This window comes from Enterobacter cloacae complex sp. IR5422, from assembly GCF_049238165.1.
In the GTDB taxonomy this organism is placed as follows: Bacteria; Pseudomonadota; Gammaproteobacteria; order Enterobacterales; family Enterobacteriaceae; genus Enterobacter; species Enterobacter roggenkampii.
This window is the reverse complement of the sequence record NZ_JBMKHT010000013.1, coordinates 38,619-53,287: the sequence shown is the minus strand read 5'-3', so window position 1 is coordinate 53,287 and position 14,669 is coordinate 38,619. Positions and strand designations below refer to the sequence as shown.

Annotated in this window: 15 protein-coding genes; 10 read left to right on the top strand and 5 right to left on the bottom strand. The window is 55.9% G+C overall.

The window, feature by feature from the left end:
* Positions 1–3: 3 nt before the first annotated feature.
* Entirely contained in the window at positions 4–1,398 is a 1,395-nt protein-coding gene (gene dnaA / locus ACOTXT_RS08835) for a chromosomal replication initiator protein DnaA (protein WP_010426558.1), read from the bottom strand.
* 599 nt (positions 1,399–1,997) lie between these two features.
* Between dnaA and rpmH the strand changes: the two genes are divergently transcribed.
* The 9 genes from rpmH (at position 1,998) to ACOTXT_RS08790 (ending at position 9,517) form a co-directional block, all read left to right on the top strand.
* A complete protein-coding gene (gene rpmH, locus ACOTXT_RS08830) occupies positions 1,998–2,138 on the top strand; it encodes a 50S ribosomal protein L34 (protein WP_000831330.1) in 141 nt (46 codons plus the stop codon).
* A 16-nt stretch (positions 2,139–2,154) separates the two neighbouring features.
* Entirely contained in the window at positions 2,155–2,514 is a 360-nt protein-coding gene (gene rnpA / locus ACOTXT_RS08825) for a ribonuclease P protein component (RefSeq protein WP_021242673.1), read from the top strand.
* Positions 2,478–2,735, top strand: coding sequence for a membrane protein insertion efficiency factor YidD (gene yidD, locus ACOTXT_RS08820; RefSeq protein WP_001307474.1), 258 nt, complete (start codon positions 2,478–2,480; stop codon positions 2,733–2,735). The genes rnpA and yidD overlap by 37 nt, the downstream gene beginning before the upstream one ends.
* Positions 2,736–2,737: 2 nt before the next feature.
* Positions 2,738–4,381, top strand: a complete 1,644-nt coding sequence (gene yidC, locus ACOTXT_RS08815) for a membrane protein insertase YidC (RefSeq protein ID WP_008500173.1) — start codon at positions 2,738–2,740, stop codon at positions 4,379–4,381.
* Between the two features lie 72 nt (positions 4,382–4,453).
* On the top strand, positions 4,454–5,818 hold the full coding sequence (gene mnmE / locus ACOTXT_RS08810; RefSeq protein ID WP_248275410.1) for a tRNA uridine-5-carboxymethylaminomethyl(34) synthesis GTPase MnmE: 1,365 nt from the start codon (positions 4,454–4,456) through the stop codon (positions 5,816–5,818).
* A gap of 111 nt (positions 5,819–5,929) precedes the next feature.
* Positions 5,930–7,105: an MFS transporter gene (locus ACOTXT_RS08805; protein ID WP_139962862.1), complete on the top strand. Its 1,176-nt coding sequence runs from the start codon at positions 5,930–5,932 to the stop codon at positions 7,103–7,105.
* Positions 7,074–8,045, top strand: coding sequence for an HTH-type transcriptional regulator YidZ (gene yidZ, locus ACOTXT_RS08800; RefSeq protein ID WP_044597420.1), 972 nt, complete (start codon positions 7,074–7,076; stop codon positions 8,043–8,045). The genes ACOTXT_RS08805 and yidZ overlap by 32 nt, the downstream gene beginning before the upstream one ends.
* A 122-nt stretch (positions 8,046–8,167) precedes the next feature.
* Positions 8,168–8,914 (top strand): 4'-phosphopantetheinyl transferase family protein, encoded by a 747-nt coding sequence (locus ACOTXT_RS08795; protein ID WP_023326370.1) that lies wholly within the window; start codon positions 8,168–8,170, stop codon positions 8,912–8,914.
* A gap of 36 nt (positions 8,915–8,950) precedes the next feature.
* Positions 8,951–9,517 (top strand): NADPH-dependent FMN reductase, encoded by a 567-nt coding sequence (locus ACOTXT_RS08790; RefSeq protein WP_045372098.1) that lies wholly within the window; start codon positions 8,951–8,953, stop codon positions 9,515–9,517.
* A 91-nt stretch (positions 9,518–9,608) separates the two neighbouring features.
* Here ACOTXT_RS08790 and adeP read toward each other — a convergent pair whose 3' ends face one another.
* Positions 9,609–10,946: an adenine permease AdeP gene (gene adeP / locus ACOTXT_RS08785; protein WP_139152656.1), complete on the bottom strand. Its 1,338-nt coding sequence runs from the start codon at positions 10,944–10,946 to the stop codon at positions 9,609–9,611.
* Between the two features lie 165 nt (positions 10,947–11,111).
* On the opposite strand from adeP, the gene yieH reads away from it, so the two are divergent.
* A complete protein-coding gene (yieH, locus tag ACOTXT_RS08780; protein WP_039267121.1) occupies positions 11,112–11,777 on the top strand; it encodes a 6-phosphogluconate phosphatase in 666 nt (221 codons plus the stop codon).
* A gap of 31 nt (positions 11,778–11,808) precedes the next feature.
* Here the strand turns inward: yieH and ACOTXT_RS08775 are convergent, their stop codons facing one another.
* The 3 genes from ACOTXT_RS08775 to pstB form a co-directional block, all read right to left on the bottom strand.
* Positions 11,809–12,957, bottom strand: coding sequence for an esterase (locus tag ACOTXT_RS08775; protein ID WP_087450469.1), 1,149 nt, complete (start codon positions 12,955–12,957; stop codon positions 11,809–11,811).
* Positions 12,958–13,117: 160 nt separating this feature from the next.
* The gene (phoU, locus tag ACOTXT_RS08770) at positions 13,118–13,843 is read right to left on the bottom strand and encodes a phosphate signaling complex protein PhoU (protein ID WP_008500182.1); all 726 of its coding nucleotides are present in this window, start codon (positions 13,841–13,843) and stop codon (positions 13,118–13,120) included.
* A 26-nt stretch (positions 13,844–13,869) separates the two neighbouring features.
* Entirely contained in the window at positions 13,870–14,643 is a 774-nt protein-coding gene (gene pstB / locus ACOTXT_RS08765; RefSeq protein WP_008500183.1) for a phosphate ABC transporter ATP-binding protein PstB, read from the bottom strand.
* Between the last annotated feature and the right edge of the window lie 26 nt (positions 14,644–14,669).

Genomic DNA, 14,669 nt, shown 5'->3' with positions numbered 1-14,669 from the left:
GCGTCACGATGATAATGTTCTGATTAGATTGGAAAAATCTTCTTTTATGTCGTGGCTTTCTTCGCGTAACTGCTCAATCTTGCGACAGGCGTGCAGCACGGTCGTATGGTCACGGCCACCAAACGCATCGCCGATTTCCGGCAGACTGTGGTTGGTTAACTCCTTTGCCAGCGCCATCGCCATCTGACGCGGGCGCGCCACCGAGCGGGAACGACGTTTAGACAGTAAATCTGCCACTTTGATCTTGTAGTACTCAGCCACCGTCTTTTGAATATTGTCGATAGTGACCAGTTTTTCCTGCAATGCCAGCAAATCACGCAGCGCTTCACGCACAAAATCGATGGTGATCGCACGACCGGTAAAGTTGGCATTGGCGATAACGCGGTTCAGTGCCCCTTCGAGCTCACGCACGTTGGAGCGCAGACGCTTGGCAATGAAGAACGCCACTTCACCCGGCAGGCGAATGTCGTTTTCATCGGCTTTCTTCATCAGGATCGCGACGCGGGTTTCCAGCTCCGGTGGCTCGATCGCCACGGTCAGGCCCCAGCCGAAGCGGGATTTCAGACGATCTTCAACGCCGTTGATCTCTTTTGGATAACGATCCGAGGTCAAAATGATCTGCTGATTGCCTTCCAGCAGGGCATTGAAGGTGTGGAAAAATTCTTCCTGCGATCGTTCTTTATTGGCAAAGAACTGAATGTCATCGATCAGCAGCGCGTCAACGGAACGGTAGTAGCGTTTAAACTCTTCGATCGCATTGTTTTGCAGGGCTTTAACCATGTCCTGAACGAAGCGTTCGGAGTGCATATACACCACTTTGGCATTGGGCTTGCGCGCCATAATGCCGTTGCCCACCGCGTGCAGCAGGTGCGTTTTACCGAGACCCGTGCCGCCATACAGGAACAGCGGGTTGTAGGCCCCACCTGGGTTATCAGCAACCTGGCGAGCCGCCGCGCGCGCCAGCTGGTTCGACTTACCTTCAACGAAGTTATCGAACGTGTGTTTGACGTTTACGTTAGAGCGGTAGGTTGGCTCAGCCGGTGCAGGAACATTATCCCAACCCTGACGAGCAGGAGCGACGCGAGGAGCCGGCGCGGGTGCGGCCTGAGCAGGCGCAGCCACATTCACGGTTTCACGTACGGTTTGGGTGACCGGCTTTGTGCCCACTTCAAAGCGCAGCTGTGGGGCATCTGACCCGCAGAAATCGTTCAGCAGTCCATTGATGTTATTAAGGTACTTGTCCCTTACCCAATCGAGCACAAAACGGTTTGGCGCGTACAAAGCCAGCGTGTTATCGCTCAGTTCCGCCTGCAACGGGCGGATCCACATACTGAATTCTGTGGCTGGTAACTCATCCTGCAATCGGGCAAGACACTGCTGCCAAAGCGAAAGTGACACGGCGGACTCCACTCGAACAATAAAAGAAAACTATTGAATATTCATGATTGTTGGCGCACATCGGCATGACCCTGTGTAAAGGGGGACGTGCGAATTGCTATCTGCAATTTATCCTGACCAGGATCCTGGGATCCCGATCGGGACCGCGGATCATAGCCTAAACTGAGCCAGAGATCTTCTGTTTCTCACAGATTCTTCCCGATTTATCCACAGGAAGATCAGAAACCGGTTAAGTGTAAACGATCCTGGCGCGAGTGCCCCACGATTTAGCCCGCATATTGGAAAAATTAATGAGCACAGCCAATTTATTGCTTAAATGATCTAACGAAGATCCGGGACGATCCTTGCGCTTTATCGGTGAGCCCGTATAATCCTCGACCCGGCGCGTGATGCTCATCTTCCTGCGTCGTCCGTTGCTCATTTTCCACGCGAAAACGTGCGGAAATACGCGGGAAATAAGGAAAGAGAATTGACTCCGGAGTGTACAATTATTACAATCCGGCCTCTTTAATCACCCACGCTGAGGCGTTAGTCGTTCGAAACTCGTTCGGGTATACGCAAAAGTCAGTGAATTTATTCAAGTTTAGGTAGAAATCGCCATGAAACGCACTTTTCAACCGTCTGTACTGAAGCGCAACCGTTCTCACGGCTTCCGTGCTCGTATGGCTACTAAAAATGGTCGTCAGGTTCTGGCACGTCGTCGTGCTAAAGGCCGCGCTCGTCTGACCGTTTCCAAGTAATAAAGCTAACCCCTGAGTGGTTAAGCTAGCATTTCCCAGGGAGTTACGTTTGTTAACTCCCGCTCATTTCACTTTCGTCTTCCAGCAGCCACAACGGGCTGGCACGCCGCAAATCACCATCCTCGGCCGCCAAAATTCGCTGGGGCATCCCCGCATCGGTCTCACAGTCGCCAAGAAAAATGTTAAGCGTGCGCATGAACGCAATCGGATTAAACGTCTGACGCGTGAAAGCTTCCGTTTACGTCAGCACGAACTGCCTTCAATGGATTTCGTGGTGGTGGCGAAGAAAGGGGTTGCCGACCTCGATAACCGTGCTCTCTCGGAAGCGTTGGAAAAATTATGGCGCCGCCACTGTCGCCTGGCTCCCGGGTCCTGATAGCCCTCATTCGGGTCTATCAACGCCTGATTAGTCCGCTACTCGGGCCGCACTGCCGTTTCACACCAACATGCTCAAGCTACGGAATTGAGGCATTGCGCAGGTTTGGAGTGATAAAAGGCAGTTGGTTGACGGTGAAACGCGTATTAAAATGCCACCCTTTACACCCCGGTGGAGACGACCCCGTCCCCCCAGGACCCTTTGATACCAGAGAACACTAACGATGGATTCGCAACGCAATCTTCTTATCATCGCTTTGTTGTTCGTGTCTTTCATGATCTGGCAGGCATGGGAGCAGGATAAAAATCCTCAACCCCAGCAGCAGACCACGCAGACTACGACCACCGCAGCGGGTAGCGCCGCCGACCAGGGCGTACCGGCCAGTGGCCAGGGGAAACAGATTACGGTTAAGACCGATGTGCTTGAGCTGACAATCAACACCCGTGGTGGTGATGTTGAGCAGGCGCTGCTGTTGACCTACCCGAAAGAGCTGAAGTCTAACGAACCGTTCCAGTTACTGGAAACCACGCCTGAGTTTATCTACCAGGCGCAGAGCGGCCTGACCGGTCGTGATGGCCCGGATAACCCGGCTAACGGTGCGCGTCCACTGTATAACGTCGAGAACGACACCTTTGTGCTGGCTGATGGCCAGAACGAACTCGTTATCCCGATGACCTATACCGACGCCGCAGGCAACACCTTCACCAAAACCTTCACCCTGAAGCGCGGTGAGTATGCGGTGAACGTGGGCTACAGCGTACAGAACGCCAGTGCGAAACCGCTGGAGCTGTCGACCTTTGGCCAGCTGAAGCAGTCCATCAATCTGCCGTCTCACCGTGACACCGGAAGCAGCAACTTTGCGCTGCACACCTTCCGTGGCGCGGCGTACTCCACGCCTGACGCGAAGTACGAGAAATACAAATTCGACACCATTGCCGATAACGAAAACCTGAACGTCAGCGCTAAAGGCGGTTGGGTGGCGATGCTGCAGCAGTATTTCGCGACGGCGTGGGTGCCAAATAACGACGGTACCAACAACTTCTATACCGCGAACCTGGGTAACGGCCTTGCAGCCATCGGCTACAAATCTCAGCCGGTTCTGGTACAGCCGGGTCAAACCGGTAAGCTAGCCAGCACCCTGTGGGTTGGCCCGGAAATTCAGGACAAAATGGCCGCTGTTGCGCCGCACCTGGATCTGACCGTGGATTACGGTTGGTTGTGGTTCATCTCTCAGCCGCTGTTTAAGCTGCTGAAGTTCATCCACAGCTTCCTGGGTAACTGGGGCTTCTCCATCATCGTTATCACCTTCATCGTTCGTGGCATCATGTACCCGCTGACTAAAGCGCAGTACACCTCCATGGCGAAGATGCGCATGCTGCAGCCGAAGATTCAGGCAATGCGTGAGCGTCTGGGCGATGACAAACAGCGTCAGAGCCAGGAAATGATGGCCCTGTACAAAGCAGAGAAAGTGAACCCACTGGGTGGTTGCTTCCCGCTGCTGATTCAGATGCCAATCTTCCTTGCGCTGTACTACATGCTGATGGGTTCCGTTGAGCTGCGCCACGCGCCGTTCGCACTCTGGATCCATGACCTGTCCGCACAGGACCCGTACTACATCCTGCCGATCCTGATGGGCGTGACGATGTTCTTCATCCAGAAGATGTCGCCGACCACCGTGACCGACCCGATGCAGCAGAAGATCATGACCTTTATGCCGGTCATCTTCACCGTGTTCTTCCTGTGGTTCCCGTCAGGTCTGGTGCTGTACTATATCGTCAGCAACCTGGTGACCATCATCCAGCAGCAGCTGATTTACCGTGGTCTGGAAAAACGTGGCCTGCATAGCCGCGAAAAGAAAAAGTCCTGATCCGATAAGTTAACGCTAAAATAAGGGCGGTCGATTGACCGCCTTTTTTATTTGTATTGAACGAGAGCAACCATGAGCCATAACGACACTATCGTCGCCCAGGCAACCCCACCGGGACGCGGTGGTGTAGGCATTCTGCGTATCTCCGGCCTGAAGGCACGCGAGGTGGCCGAAGCGGTGCTGGGTAAACTGCCAAAGCCGCGCTACGCTGATTACCTGCCGTTTAAAGATACCGACGGCACGCCGCTGGACCAGGGCATTGCGCTGTGGTTCCCCGGCCCGAACTCCTTTACCGGTGAAGACGTGCTGGAGCTTCAGGGCCACGGCGGCCCGGTTATCCTCGACCTGCTGTTAAAACGTATCCTGACCCTGCCGGGCCTGCGCATTGCGAAGCCGGGCGAGTTCTCCGAACGTGCCTTCCTCAACGACAAGCTCGACCTGGCGCAGGCTGAGGCCATTGCTGACCTGATCGACGCCAGTTCTGAACAGGCGGCCCGCTCTGCTCTGAACTCGCTGCAGGGCGCATTCTCCGCGCGTGTGAATCACCTCGTGGAAGCACTTACTCACCTTAGGATCTACGTGGAAGCGGCTATCGACTTCCCGGACGAGGAGATCGACTTCCTCTCTGACGGCAAAATCGAAGCCCAGCTCGACCAGGTGATGGCCGATCTCGACGCCGTTCGTGCAGAAGCGCGCCAGGGCAGCCTGCTGCGTGAAGGGATGAAGGTGGTGATTGCCGGACGCCCGAACGCCGGTAAATCGAGCCTGCTGAACGCCCTGGCGGGCCGTGAAGCGGCAATCGTAACCGACATTGCCGGCACCACTCGCGACGTGCTGCGCGAGCACATCCACATCGACGGCATGCCGCTGCACATCATCGATACCGCCGGTCTGCGCGATGCCAGCGACGAAGTTGAGCGCATCGGTATCGAACGCGCCTGGCAGGAGATCGAGCAGGCCGACCGCGTGCTGTTTATGGTGGACGGCACCACGACCGACGCCGTTGACCCGGCAGAGATCTGGCCGGACTTTATTGCCCGTCTGCCGGCCAAACTGCCGATCACCGTGGTGCGTAACAAAGCGGACGTGACCGGCGAAACCCTCGGTATCAGCGATGTGAATGGTCACTCACTAATTCGCCTGTCGGCGCGGACCGGTGAAGGCGTGGACGACCTGCGTAACCATCTCAAGCAGAGCATGGGCTTTGACACCAGCATGGAAGGCGGCTTCCTGGCGCGTCGCCGTCACCTGCAGGCGCTGGAAGAGGCGGCACGCCATCTTGACCAGGGCAAAGCGCAGCTGATTGGCGCGTGGGCAGGTGAACTGCTGGCGGAAGAGCTGCGTCTGGCGCAGCAGAATCTGAGCGAGATCACCGGGGAGTTTACGTCGGACGATCTGCTGGGACGGATCTTCTCGAGCTTCTGTATCGGTAAGTAATTCCCGCTAATCCATGGTGATTTCCTCCTGGGAAATCACCATTGTCCAAATGGCAACTCGCCTAATCCCTTTTCACCCCCTATCCTGCATGCCTGCATCTATGGGGGGTTTATGGCGCGTTTTCTGTTTTGTAGTTTCGCATTAGTTCTGCTTTATCCGTCCGGTATTGATATGTATCTGGTGGGATTACCGCATATCGCCCGCGATCTGGGCGCCAGCGAAGCGCAGCTGCATATTGCGTTTTCGGCCTACCTCGCGGGGATGGCGTCGTCGATGGTCTTTGCCGGGAAGATCGCGGATAAAGCAGGCCGTCAGCCTGTCGCTATCGCCGGTGCCATCGTTTTTGCCCTGGCATCCCTTCTCTGCTCACAGGCGCAAAACAGCACCGTGTTTCTGGCCGGGCGCTTTATCCAGGGCATCGGTGCGGGCGGTTGCTACGTGGTGGCGTTTGCCATTTTGCGCGACACCCTAAGCGCCCAGCGTCGCGCCAAAGTGCTGTCGATGCTGAACGGCATTACCTGCATCATCCCGGTGCTGGCCCCGGTCGTGGGTTATCTGATCATGCTGAAATTCCCGTGGCAGAGCCTGTTCTGGACCATGGCGGCCATGGGCGCGCTGGTGTTTGTCCTATCGATTGCCGTGCTGAAAGAGACCCACCCGGGCTCGCAGAATACCGGCCATACCGCGACCATTCATCCAGCAGAGAAGCTTCTAAACCGCTTTTTCCTCAGCCGTCTGGCCGTGACCACGCTAAGCGTGGCGGTGATCCTGACCTATGTAAACGTTTCCCCGGTGTTGCTGATGGAGACCATGGGCTTCGATCGCGGTGAGTATTCCACGGTGATGGCATTAACCGCGATGGTCAGTATGGCCGTTTCGTTTTCGACGCCGTTTGCGCTGAATATCTTCCGCCAGCGCACGCTGATGCTGACCTCACAGGTTTTATTCATGGCCGCAGGCGCGATCCTGGCGACCACCAGCTCACATGCGGTGATGCTGGTGGGCATTACGCTCATTTGTGCCGGGTTCTCGGTTGGCTTTGGCGTGGCGATGAGCCAGGCGCTCGGCCCGTTCTCGCTGCGGGCAGGCGTGGCGAGTTCGGTGCTGGGGATCGCGCAGGTCTGCGGCTCGTCGCTGTGGATTTGGCTGGCAGCCGTAGTTGGCCTGAACGCGCTGAATATGCTGATCGGGGTTCTGATTGGCTGTAGCATAGTCTGCATTACCTTACTTATGGTCATCCAGCCCGCGGCGCACTATGAAGAAGCCCATCAGCAGTCTCGATCTTAACCTGTTGCTGTGCCTGCAGCTTTTGCTGCAGGAGCGCAGCGTTACCAAGGCGGCGAAGCGGATGAACGTGACGCCGTCGGCGGTGAGTAAATCACTGGCCAAGCTGCGCGATTGGTTTGACGACCCGCTGTTTGTCAAAACGCCGCTAGGGCTGCTGCCGACGCCGCTGACGGTGAGCCTGGAGCAGGATCTGGCTGACTGGATGCAAATCGGCAACCAGATCCTCGATAAATTCCATCATGATTCTCCGGGCGGGCTGACGTTCGTGCTGGCCGCGGAAACGCCGCTGATGCTGATCCGCTTCAATACCCTGCTGGAGCAGGTGAACCAGCGCTATCCGCAGGCGACGGTGAAAATGCGCCAGTGGGATTACGACTCGCTGGACGCGATTACGCGTGGCGAGGTGGATTTGGGCTTCACCGGGCGTGAAACGCATCCGCGATCCCGCGAGCTGCTTAAGCTGATGCCGTGGTTTATCGACTACGAAATCCTGTTCAGCGACCGCCCCTGCGTCTATCTGCGCGAGGATCATCCGGCGCTTCAGCAAGAATGGAATCTGGAGACCTTCCTGCGCTATCCCCACATCAGCATCTTCTGGGAACGCAGCGATACCTGGGCGCTTGATGAGGTGTTAAAGGAGATGGGACGCGAACGCACTATCGCCATGAGCCTGCCGGGCTTCGAACAGGCGATGTTTATGGCGGCGCAGCCCGGCCATCACTATATCGCCACCGCCCCGCACTACTGTCACCACTACAATGAACTCCACCAGCGTAAGCTGATCGCGCTTCCGATCCCCATTGATGAGGAGCAGGCGGATAAATTGACCGTGCCCTTCACGCTGATCTGGCATAAACGGAACAGCCATAATCCCAAAATTCTCTGGCTGCGGGAGACCATCAAGGCGCTGTACGGTGCGAGCGATCCAATTTTTGCCTAAGAAAATGTAAAGTTCGGTCCTAAGGCTTCTCTTACTTCCATTTACTGATTAAAACAGGAGGCAAGTTAAGCGATAATCATGTAACCGTTTAACCGATTACGACCATTATCAAGGAGCGAAAAATGGCTACGCACTTTGCAAGAGGGATACTTACAGAAGGACGTCTCGTATCGGCAAGAATTTCTTCAGCCTGTCACCGTGAAGCACTCACCCTTCCGGAGCATCGCAGGTCGCGTTTTTTAGCGTCCCGAGCGCTTCTCGCAGAACTGATGTTTATGCTGTACGGCACCAGCGAGCTGCCGGACATCATTACCCAGCCAGAAGGCCGCCCGGTCTTTGCGGACCCGGATCTCCCTCGTTTTTCCATTGCCTACACGGGCAATATCATTGGGGTCGCGCTGACCACCGAAGGGGACTGTGGGCTTGATATGGAGCTTCAGCGCGCGACGCGCAGCTTCCACGGTGGTAACGCGCATGAAGACTATCCGCTCTCCAGCAATGAGAAGCTGTGGGTACGCAACCAGAACGATCCTGTTGAAGCCAGAGCTCAGCTCATTACCCTGCGCCAGAGCATTCGCAAGCTCTGCGGATGCGCCTCAGACGACGCCAGCCTGCTGCAGCTGTTGCCTGGTTCCGGACGTCTGCGCGCCGCCCAGGCCACGCTGGTAGAAGCGCTCTGCGACGCGGAGGATGTGCTCATCTGGTCCATCGCGGTGACCCCCGCCATCGAACGCATGAAAATCTGGGAATTTGACAGTCAACAGGGATGGCGTAGCCTTCCTGATGTGCCCGAGCGCGCCAACGAGCCCGCCGCACGTCTGATGCGATTAACCAGTTTACCGGCAGAAAAAGCATTCACCCTTAGCTGATCCAATCAGGGTCATCATGATGAAACAGGAGTAATCATGTCTGATACGTTGAAAATTGTTACGTTACTGGGAAGCCTGCGCAAAGGTTCATTTAACGGGATGGTAGCCCGCACGCTGCCACAGCTGGCACCTGCAGGTATGGAAATTAGCGCCCTGCCGTCTATTGGCGATATTCCGCTTTATGATGCTGACGTACAGCAGGAAGAAGGGTTCCCGCAGAGCGTTGAAGCGCTGGCAGAGCAGATTCGCCAGGCTGACGGCGTGGTCATCGTCACGCCAGAGTACAACTACTCTGTACCTGGTGGTCTAAAGAATGCCATCGACTGGCTGTCCCGTTTACCTGAGCAGCCGCTGTCAGGCAAACCGGTGTTGATCCAGACCAGCTCCATGGGCGCGATTGGCGGCGCGCGCTGCCAGTATCACCTGCGTCAGATCCTGGTCTTCCTCGATGCGATGGTGATGAACAAGCCGGAATTTATGGGCGGAGTGATTCAGAACAAGGTCGACCCGCAAACGGGTGAGGTGGTGGATCAGAGCACGCGCGATCATCTGTCTGGCCAGCTGACGGCGTTCGGGGATTACATTAAGCGGGTTAAAGCCTGATAAAAAAGCCCGGTGGCGCTAGCGCTTACCGGGCCTACACTCGTCAGTAGGTCAGGTAAGCGAAGCGCCACCTGACACCACAAACCACACCTTAGTGCGCGTCAATAAACACAATCTTCAGTACAAACAGCAGCGCCACAACGATGACGCACGGACTGAGGTCGCGGAAGCGGCCGGTACCGATCTTCATTACGCAGTAAGAGATAAAGCCCAGCGCGATACCTTCGGTAATCGAGAAGCTGAACGGCATCATCACGGCGGTAATAAACGCCGGCACCGCTTCGGTTAAATCATCCCACTTCACGCGCGACAGGCTGGAGGTCATCAGCACACCCACGTAGATCAGCGCACCCGCTGCAGCGTACGGAGGCACCATGCCCGCCAGCGGAGAGAGGAAGATCACCAGCAGGAACAGAATACCCACGACAACCGCCGTCAGACCGGTACGGCCGCCCACGGAGACGCCGGAAGAGGATTCAATGTAAGCGGTCACAGACGAGGTCCCGATAAATGAGCCGGTCACAGAGGAGATACTGTCCACAAACAGCGCCTGCTTCATGCGCGGGAATTTGCCTTTCTCATCTGCCAGACCCGCTTTGTCGGTCACGCCGATCAGCGTACCGGAGGAGTCGAACAGGTTCACCAGCATGAAGGAGAAAATCACGCCCGCCAGGCCCAGGTTCAGGGAACCCGCCAGATCAACATGACCAACAACGGTAGAGACGCTCGGTGGCGCGGAAACGATGCCGTTATAGTGAACGTCGCCCAGCATCCAGCCCAGCAGCGTGGTCACCACGATGGAGACCAGCACCGCCGCATGAATATTGCGGGAAGCCAGGATGGCGATGATAAAGAAGCCCAGCACGCCCAGCAGCACGTTATGCGAGGTCAGGTGACCGATGCTCACCAGCGTATCCGGGTTCGCCACGATCACGCCGGCGTTTTTCAGCCCCATCATCCCGATAAACAGACCGATACCGCTGGTGATGCCCACGCGCAGGCTCACGGGAATGTTCGCAATCATCCAGTAACGCACGCGGAAAATGGTCAGCAGCAGCAGGCCAATCGCACCCCAGAAGATGGCGCCCATACCCACCTGCCACGGCAGCCCCATCGCCTGAACCACCACGAAGGCAAAGAACGCATTCAGACCCATCGCCGGGGCCAGCGCGACCGGCAGGTTAGCGAACACACCCATCAGAATGCTGCCGAGGGCCGCGATCAGACAGGTAGTCACGAAGACGGCGCTGGTATCCATGCCAGCAACGCCCAGAATTTGAGGGTTAACAAAAACGATATAGACCATCGTCAGGAAGGTGGTGAAACCGGCGATCACTTCGGTGCGTGCCGTCGTGCCGTGCTCGCGCAGTTTAAACACGCGCTCAAGCAGACCCTGACCAGATGTCTGGGTAGTGTGTTGTTGACTCATCATCAATTTCCGAACAAGGAGGGAAAATTCGTCGCTATCCTATACCAAAATGCGACAATAGTGGCGGTTACATGATACTTTTTTCATTGAATTTGCTTATACGGCAACGATTGCGTTCCGGTGAACTGCCGTACGTAAACGTTAAACTGGTTAAAAGGGAAAGGCATGTCCGGAATTGAAGCGGTATTTTTCGACTGCGACGGTACGCTGGTCGACAGTGAGGTCATTTGTTCCCGCGCGTATGTGGCCATGTTCCAGGAATTTGGCATTACGCTGGAACTCGACGAGGTGTTTAAGCGCTTTAAGGGCGTGAAGCTCTACGAGATCATCGACATCATTAACGAAGAACACGGCGTCGTTCTGGATAAAGCGGCTCTGGAACCGGTGTACCGCGCCGAGGTTGCGCGCCTGTTCGATTCGGAGCTGGAGGTGATTCCGGGCGCAAACGCGCTGCTGGATGCCATGACGGTGCCGATCTGCGTGGTCTCCAACGGGCCGGTCAGCAAAATGCAGCACTCGCTCGGCAAGCTTGAGATGCTGCACCACTTCCCGGAAAAACTGTTCAGCGGCTACGATATCCAGCGCTGGAAGCCGGACCCGGCACTGATGTTCCATGCGGCAAAGGCGATGAACGTTAACGTAGAGCACTGCATTCTGGTGGATGACTCGTCTGCGGGCGCGCAGTCGGGGATTGATGCGGGAATGGAGGTGTTTTACTTCTGCGCCGACCCGCACAACAAGCCGATCGATCATCCAAAAGTCACAACCTTCACCGATCTGGCGCAGCTACCCGCGCTGTGGAAGGCCCGCGGGTGGAATATTACGCGTTAAGCAGACCCTCCCGGCAGGGAGGGCGACAGGTTTATCTGAAGAGCTTTTGAACAAACTCAGCATAGGCCGGACGCCAGACGTCCATTTCGTGGTTCAGACCGGGGTACATTTTATAGTCGAATTTGATGCCCTGCTTTTCCAGCTCCGCTTTCAGACCAGCGATATCTTTGCCGGTCACCGAATCGCGCTCTCCCACAACGACGGTGAAGTTATGCAACTGCCGGTTAATGGCCTCAGGCTGCTTAAAGCGTGCGGCCACGCCTTCGTCAGGCACGGTTGTCGTGGTAACGCCGCTGAACGTTCCCAGCCAGCCGAAGCTCTCAAGATGATTCATCCCGGAGACCAGCGCCTGATAACCGCCCTGTGACAATCCCGCCAGTGCCCGGCCTGCCGCATCTTTACGCACGTTGAAGCGTGTATCCACCAGCGGAATAATCTCGCTCATCAGTTCACGGTCTGCGGCTTTCGCATTGAGCGGATAGAAAGACTTCCGTCGTTCTGCCGGTGGGAAGTTCTCGGGGATGGCCTCAGTGCTCTCCGTCTCGGTGTCGGGTACCACCACCAGCATCGGTTTGATTTTCCCTTCGGCCATCAGGTTATCCATGATTTGCGGCAAACGGCCCTGGTCGATTGCCGAGAGTCCTGTATCGCCAAAACCATGGTAGAAGTAGAGCACCGGTAAGGGTTCCCCTGTGCCGTTGTAGCCAGGGGGAGTCCATACATAGACGCGGCGCTCTGACTTGAGTGACGGCGAGTGCCAGGTCAAGGTCGTCAGATCGCCATGCGGTACAGGACGATCGTCGAGAATACTGCCCGGAACCAGAATCAGGCTGGTGTTCACCTGCCGCTGGGGTTTTTGATAGCGGCTTCCCGTGTCAACTGAACGGAAACCATCGATGTCGAAATAATATTCGTAGAGATTCGGGGCCATCGGCTCGCTTTTCCATGACCAGACGCCATTTTTCTCTTTCGTCATATCATGGGAAACCTGGCTTTCAGGCATTGACCCCGTCACCACGGAGACTCGCGTTGCGCCGGGTGCAAACAGGCGAAACGTAATGCTTTTATCCGCATTAACCTGGGTCACATAGTGGCTGACCGGGGTAGTCTGGTCAGGTGTGACCGGCAACGGTGCGGCAATCACGTCTGTTCCAGTACCGATCCCGATGCTGATGGCCATCGCCAGGCACGCTAATGAATTTTTCATATACCATCCTTTGCTGTTTTTTCGTCTCACGTTAGCGCGTTTCGAACGTCAGGCAACGGATGAAGGGGAAAATTGTGATTACACTAGAAATAACAACGCCGGTGAGTACCGGCGTTGTTATCAGATGACAGGATTACTCTTTCGGATCTTTACCCGCCAGCAGCTTGTCCAGCTCGTCGCCGCCCACGTGACGGAAGTCCTGACCCTTCACGAAGTAGAAAATGTATTCGCAAATGTTCTGGCAGCGGTCGCCGATACGCTCGATAGAACGCGCGCAGAACAGGGCCGTCAGCACGCTCGGGATCGTGCGGGAATCTTCCATCATGTAGGTCATCAGCTGGCGTACGATGCCTTCATACTCCTGATCGACCTTCTTGTCTTCACGGTAGATACGCACCGCTTCGTCCAGATCCATCCGCGCAAAGGCATCCAGCACGTCGTGCAGCATCTGCACGGTGTGGCGGCCCAGCGACTCCAGGCTGACCAGCAGCGGCTGATGCTGCTGCGAAAACTTCTCCAGCGCGGTGCGGCAGATTTTATCGGCGACGTCACCAATACGTTCCAGCTCGGCGATGGTTTTGATGATCGCCATCACCAGACGCAGGTCGCTCGCCGTCGGCTGACGTTTCGCGATAATGCGCACGCAGGCTTCGTCGATAGCCACTTCCATCATGTTGACGTTTTTATCGCCTTCAATGACGCGCTTCGCCAGCTCGCTGTCCTGGTTGTGCATCGCCGTAATCGCATCAGAAAGCTGCTGCTCGACCATGCCGCCCATGGTCATCACCTGGGTGCGAATGCTTTCCAGCTCTGCGTTGAACTGGCCGGAAATGTGTTTATTAAGATTGAGGTTGTCCATGGTTTCTCCACATGCACTAAGGCAAATCAACCGTAGCGGCCAGTAATATAATCTTCGGTTTGTTTCTTCGCGGGCTTAGTGAACAGATCGTCCGTGTTACTGAACTCAATCAATTCACCCAGGTACATAAACGCCGTGTGATCGGAGCAACGCGCAGCCTGCTGCATGTTGTGGGTCACGATAACCACGGTGTAATCCTGCTTCAGCTCGGTGATCAGTTCTTCAATACGACCGGTTGAAATCGGGTCCAGCGCTGAACACGGCTCATCCAGCAGCAACACTTCCGGGCGAATCGCAATACCGCGCGCAATGCACAGACGCTGCTGCTGACCACCGGAGAGAGAGTACCCGCTCTGGTGCAACTTATCTTTGGTTTCGTTCCATAATGCGGCCTTGGTCAAAGCCCACTGCACGCGCTCATCCATATCGGCACGGGAGAGCTTTTCAAACAGGCGAACGCCAAAGGCGATGTTGTCATAAATGGACATCGGGAACGGCGTGGGTTTCTGAAACACCATCCCCACTTTCGCGCGCAGCAGGGCAATATCCTGAGCCTGGGTCAGAATGTTTTCGCCGTCGAGGATGATTTCCCCTTCAGCGCGCTGCTCCGGATAGAGCGAATACATTTTGTTAAAGGTACGCAGCAGCGTGGATTTCCCACAGCCGGACGGACCGATAAATGCCGTGACCTGGTTCTTCGCGATATCCAGGTTGATGTTCTTCAGGGCATGGAATTTGCCGTAGTAGAAGTTCAAATCACGAACCTGAATCTTACCCGGGGCAGTATCAACCATACTCATTGACTCATTTCCTCATTCGGCGCCGC